Raw genomic sequence first — 1433 nt, 5'->3', positions numbered from 1 at the left:
CGATACCGCCGACTGGCAGCGCGCACTGACACTGGCGCGGCAGCTGGAGGGCACGCGTCGATGACGCGCCTGCGATGCCTCCCCGCGCTGCTCCTGCTCCTGCTGCTGGCCCTGCCGGTCGTGCGCGGCGGGCTGGAGGCGCGCATGAGCCTGCACATGGCGGTGGAGCTGCCTCTGCTGTGGCTGGGCGGGTGGGTAATCGGCGGTGCCTGGCCGCGGAGTGCTGCCGTGTGCCTCCGCGTGGATGCTGGTGGGCTCTTCGGCGCGACCGTGGCTACCTGCGTGTTGGCGCTGTGGATGGTGCCGGCTGCGCTGGACCTGGCTGTGCTGGAGCCCGGCGTGCGCTTCGTGAAGGTCGGCATGTGGGCGGGGGCAGGTGGCCTGCTGCGCGCTTCGCGGCCCCGGATGTCGCCCGTCGTCGCTGCGTTCTTCCTGACCAACGCGGCATGGATGACGGCCACCGCGGGGCTGCTGTACCGTGAGACCGAGCAGGCGCTCTGCGTCAACTACCTGATCGACGACCAACAGGCCACGGGGTGGGCTTTGATCGCGTGGGGAGCCGCGCTGGGGGCGCTGGCGCTGGCCGCCTTGCGGCCGCTGCTTGTTCTGGAGCGCTTGGCTGCACAAGGTGCTGGTGGACGAGAGCTCGACGAGCACAAGTCGCGGGACGTCAGCTTCACGCCCGGCAGGATCGAGTCGGTTGCTGCCGATGCGATGTGCGACGCGCGGTAGAGCGGTGAGTTGCCTGAAGGCCCCGCGGGGCGTAGTTCGCAATCAACAGATCAAACGCATGGCGCCTCTTGGCGCAAGATGCGTTGATGAAAGACGATCATCTGCCCAACGCCGTGGTCGACCATGTCCGGAACGCTCACGTCGCTTTCGCCGCCAAGTCCAAGGATGCCGTAGATCGCTTTCACGCTACGGCGATTGCACTCGGAGCGACTGACAACGGGGCCCCTGGCTACCGGCCGCGCTACCACCGTGGTGACTACGGCGCCTTCGTCTCGATGAGGAAGGCAACAACATCGAAGCAGTCTTTCACGAGCGGTCCACAGACGGCGCAGACTGACTCCGTGGAGACAGATGTTCCTGAGGCCTGCTCGCCCTTTGCGGAAGCTTCTGCTTCCGTTTAGATCCGTTCGACACTCTCGCGGCACACCAAGTCGCGAACAATTCTTCGCAGTGATACGGATGTGATACGCAGATTGCCGTCTGCCGATTAAGGTGTCCCATTGAACTACGGCGAGCGAGGCTGCGGTTTCTAGCGGCGGGCGCCCGCCCCGGCGGCTGCTCTTCATACCTGTCGGCGGGACGACCGCACGGTTCGCAGGAATGCCACACCCGTGTCCGGCCCGGCGTTGAAAGCGGGTGCCTATTCGACGCGAAAGCCGAACGGCATGCGCATCGTCTTGTTCTTTTCCGCGCGTCTGCAG

At 66.0% G+C, this 1433-nt stretch carries 2 protein-coding genes; one reads left to right on the top strand and one right to left on the bottom strand.

The window, feature by feature from the left end; translation table 11 throughout:
* Positions 1 to 732 (top strand): hypothetical protein (locus AC1D01_RS34470; RefSeq protein ID WP_477873974.1); only part of this gene is annotated, 732 nt, incomplete at its 5' end.
* Between the two features lie 50 nt (positions 733 to 782).
* On the opposite strand, the gene AC1D01_RS34465 is transcribed toward AC1D01_RS34470, so the two are convergent.
* A complete protein-coding gene (locus AC1D01_RS34465) occupies positions 783 to 917 on the bottom strand; it encodes a hypothetical protein (protein ID WP_477873972.1) in 135 nt (44 codons plus the stop codon).
* Positions 918 to 1433 lie beyond the last annotated feature (516 nt).

Source organism: Rhizobacter sp. P3_B12 (genome assembly GCF_056402895.1).
This window is presented reverse-complemented; position numbering and strand designations above follow the sequence as displayed.